The 3,258-nt window shown below is 59.3% G+C and carries 4 protein-coding genes; 3 read left to right on the forward strand and 1 reads right to left on the reverse strand.

Features of this window, described 5'->3' with window-relative positions; translation table 11 throughout:
* From rapZ to ACTH3D_RS12860, 3 genes are all read left to right on the forward strand, one after another.
* A partial coding sequence (gene rapZ / locus ACTH3D_RS12850; RefSeq protein ID WP_441667536.1) for an RNase adapter RapZ occupies positions 1–867 on the forward strand: 867 nt, incomplete at its 5' end.
* A 3-nt stretch (positions 868–870) separates the two neighbouring features.
* Positions 871–1,140, forward strand: a complete 270-nt coding sequence (locus ACTH3D_RS12855; protein ID WP_441667537.1) for an HPr family phosphocarrier protein — start codon at positions 871–873, stop codon at positions 1,138–1,140.
* 55 nt (positions 1,141–1,195) lie between these two features.
* Positions 1,196–1,486, forward strand: coding sequence for a hypothetical protein (locus tag ACTH3D_RS12860; RefSeq protein WP_441667539.1), 291 nt, complete (start codon positions 1,196–1,198; stop codon positions 1,484–1,486).
* A 330-nt stretch (positions 1,487–1,816) separates the two neighbouring features.
* Here ACTH3D_RS12860 and pmbA read toward each other — a convergent pair whose 3' ends face one another.
* Complete coding sequence (gene pmbA, locus ACTH3D_RS12865; RefSeq protein WP_441667540.1) at positions 1,817–3,157, reverse strand: metalloprotease PmbA; 1,341 nt, start codon at positions 3,155–3,157, stop codon at positions 1,817–1,819.
* Positions 3,158–3,258 lie beyond the last annotated feature (101 nt).

The following is a 3,258-nucleotide window of genomic DNA, read 5'->3' on the forward strand; positions in this document are numbered from 1 at the left end:
CTGGAAGATATCGGCTTCTATGCCATCGACAACCTCCCGGCCATGTTGCTGGGCCCATTGATCGACGAGCTTCGCAGCGAGGATTCGCAACGCACCTCTATTGCCGTCAGCATCGATGCCCGTAACCTACCCCACGCCCTGAAACGCTTCCCAAGCCTGCTCGATGACGTTCGCGCGCGTGGTGTGGCCTGCCGAGTTGTCTATATCACTGCTGACTCGCAGATCCTGCTGGAACGCTACTCAGCCACCCGCCGACGCCACCCTCTGACCCGCGACAGCGACATGTCGCTGGCTGAAGCCATCGAGTATGAAGAAACCTCACTCGGCGATATCCGCGACCTGGCCGACCTGATCATCGACACCTCCGGCCTCTCGGTTCACGACTTGCGCGGGCGCATCAACCAGCAGGTTGCCGCCAGCGATAACGACGAGCTGACCCTGACGCTGGAATCATTCGGCTTCAAGCACGGTGTGCCACTGGATGCCGACATCGTCTTCGATGTGCGCTGTCTGCCCAACCCCTTCTGGGACCCGTCGCTCAGGGAGTTTACCGGCCGTGACCAATGCGTCATCGACTTTCTTGAAGGGCATGACGTCGTTGCCGACATGAACCGCGATATCCTCGCCTGGGTCGAGCGCTGGTTGCCCAACTACCGAGCCAGCCAGCGCAGTTACCTGACGGTAGCCATCGGCTGCACCGGCGGCCAGCACCGCTCGGTCTATCTGGCTGAGCAGCTGGCGCATCAGCTAGCCCGCCAGCAACCGGGCGTACGCCTGCGTCATCGTGAGCTGGGAGTTCAGAAGACCCTTCACGAATCAGACCTCCATAAAACGCAGCAACAGCGACAACTCGACAAGGAACCTTGAGCGGTGGCAGCACGCAAGTTAACCCTGATTAATAAGCGCGGACTGCATGCCCGTGCGGCTACTCGCTTGGTCCAATGCTCCCAGCGCTTTTCGTCACGCATTACCGTGCATCATGGGGAACGTCAGGGCGATGCTGACAACATCATGTCACTGCTGATGCTGGCAGCTCCCTGCGGCACCGAGCTTGTCATAGAGGCTGAAGGCGTTGATGAGCACGCAGCGCTGAACGCCATTGATGAACTGTTTGAACGGCGCTTTGATGAAGATGCATGACGAATCCTCCTGACGCCAGCCCAGCCTGGCTTTCACCTCTTCAGCGAGCTGTTTCATGACCTTACAGCTGATTCAGACCGGCAAGTACTCCCGGGTAGATTATGATCCCGAGAGCGATGAGTTCATCAAGACCTTCTCACCCAAACGCTTTGACCGTCTGCGCTATTTTCTGCGCATCCGCCCTTACCCCGGGTACAACTTCGCTATTATCGCCAGGCATCTGGACAGGCTGGGCATTGCCACGCCCACGATCGTCGCGTCAGATAAGTACCGCCTGGTGACAAAGAACATTCATGGCGTACCGCTCAAGCTGCGCATTCAGGGCAGCGACGCACTGCAGACGTAATATCTTGATGCACTAGAGGCGCTCTACCATCACGGCATTCACTGCCGTGGTCTGCATACCGATAACTTTCTGGTTCGCGACGACCGTATCGTTGCTATCGATCTTGACACTTACAAGGCACCACACCGCCTGATTCGATTTCCCCAAGCCGAATACCTCGATTGCCTGAGCCGCTCGCTGTCAGGCGATGAAGCCTTCCTTTACCACGCTCTGCTCAAGCGGCTAGGCTTAAGTACAGAAAAAACACAGACAAGCACCCAGTAAAAAACCCAGCGGCCTGAAAGACCGCTGGGCAATACTAACTTGCGCTAACTGAAGGGTCTGCCTTTGTCAGCTACCGGCGATCGTCATCTCATCAATCAGCCAACTGCCGGTATGTATGCTGCCACGGGTGTCGATATCGCTACCCACACCGACCAACCCGGAAAAAATCGCGGTGAGATTACCGGCGATGGTGAACTCCTCTACCGGGTACTGAATACGTCCGTTTTCAACCCAGAAGCCTGCCGCACCACGCGAGTAGTCGCCAGTAACGCCATTGACGCCCTGACCCATCAACTCGGTCACCAGGATGCCGCGATCCATCTGGCTAAGCAGCGCACCGCGCTCACTTAGCGGCGCACTGATTCGCAGGTTGCGCGCACCACCCGCATTGGCGGTGGTTTGCATCCCCAAGCGGCGAGCACTGTATGCCGACAGCATGTAGCTGGCCAAGTGGCCCTTGTCGATAAAGACGTTGTCACGCGTCTGCACACCGTCGCCGTCAAAAGGACTGCTGGCCATGGCACCCACTTCCATGGGCCGCTCACTTAACGAGAACCATTCAGGAAACAGCGACTCACCAAGGCGGTCACACAAAAACGACGCCTGGCGATAGAGTGCGCCGCCGGCCGCACCGCTCATCAGGTGTCCGATCAGCCCGGCAGCCAGGCGTGGATCAAACATCACCGGCAAGCGCCCGGTAGCAGGACGCTGCGAGCCCAACCGTGCCAGCGTTTTTTGCGCAGCACTGCGCCCCACCGCCTCGGCATCCAGCAGATGTTGCGGATCGCGGGCAGTAGTGAAGTCGTAATCGCGTTGCATGCCCGCCGCGTCTTCGGCAATCAACACGCAGGACAGCGAGTGTTGGCTGCCACGCTGGGCACCAATGAAGCCATGGCTGTTGCCATACACGCGCACGCCCTCGCCGGTAGAGAGATTGGCTCCGTCAGAGCTCTTGATACCCGCCACGCTACGCCCGGCCTTCTCGCAGGCCAACGCCAGCTCTATGGCCTGGTCGGTAGACAGCGCCCAGGGGTGGTGCACCTTCATATCCGGCATATCGCGGGCCATCAGCTCGGCATCGGCCAGACCTGATGCCGGGTCTTCACCGGTATAACGGGCTATCGCAATGGCCTTTTCCACGGCATCACGAATCGATGCTTCGCTGGCATCAGACGATGACGCCGAGCCCTTGCGCTGCCCCACATAGACGGTGACCGCAATGCCCTGATCGCGCGTCATCTCGACTGATTCCACCTCGCCTTCACGGACGCTGACACCCACGCCCTGATCGACACTGGCGCCCACTTCGCAGGCATCAGCCCCCCGGCGCCGTGCCAGCGCCAAGGCTGCCTCGGCGCGTGTTTCTAGCAGCGCCTGCTGGGCTGCTGCATCAAATGCCTGTGTCATTACCATTCTCCTTGGCCTGCCCACCAAAAGGGGACAACAACATGACTGAAAACAGCCCGCCCGGGGGCTGCTATACTGGGCCACTTCTTCCCACGCACGAT

Source organism: Halomonas sp. (genome assembly GCF_052095765.1).
Classification (GTDB): Bacteria; Pseudomonadota; Gammaproteobacteria; order Pseudomonadales; family Halomonadaceae; genus Halomonas.

Coding starts and splice junctions, on each gene's coding strand:
- pmbA (WP_441667540.1), bottom strand. CDS start 3,157: ATGACACAGGCATTTGATGCAGCAGCCCAGCAGGCGCTGCTAGAAACA.
- ACTH3D_RS12860 (WP_441667539.1), top strand. CDS start 1,196: ATGACCTTACAGCTGATTCAGACCGGCAAGTACTCCCGGGTAGATTAT.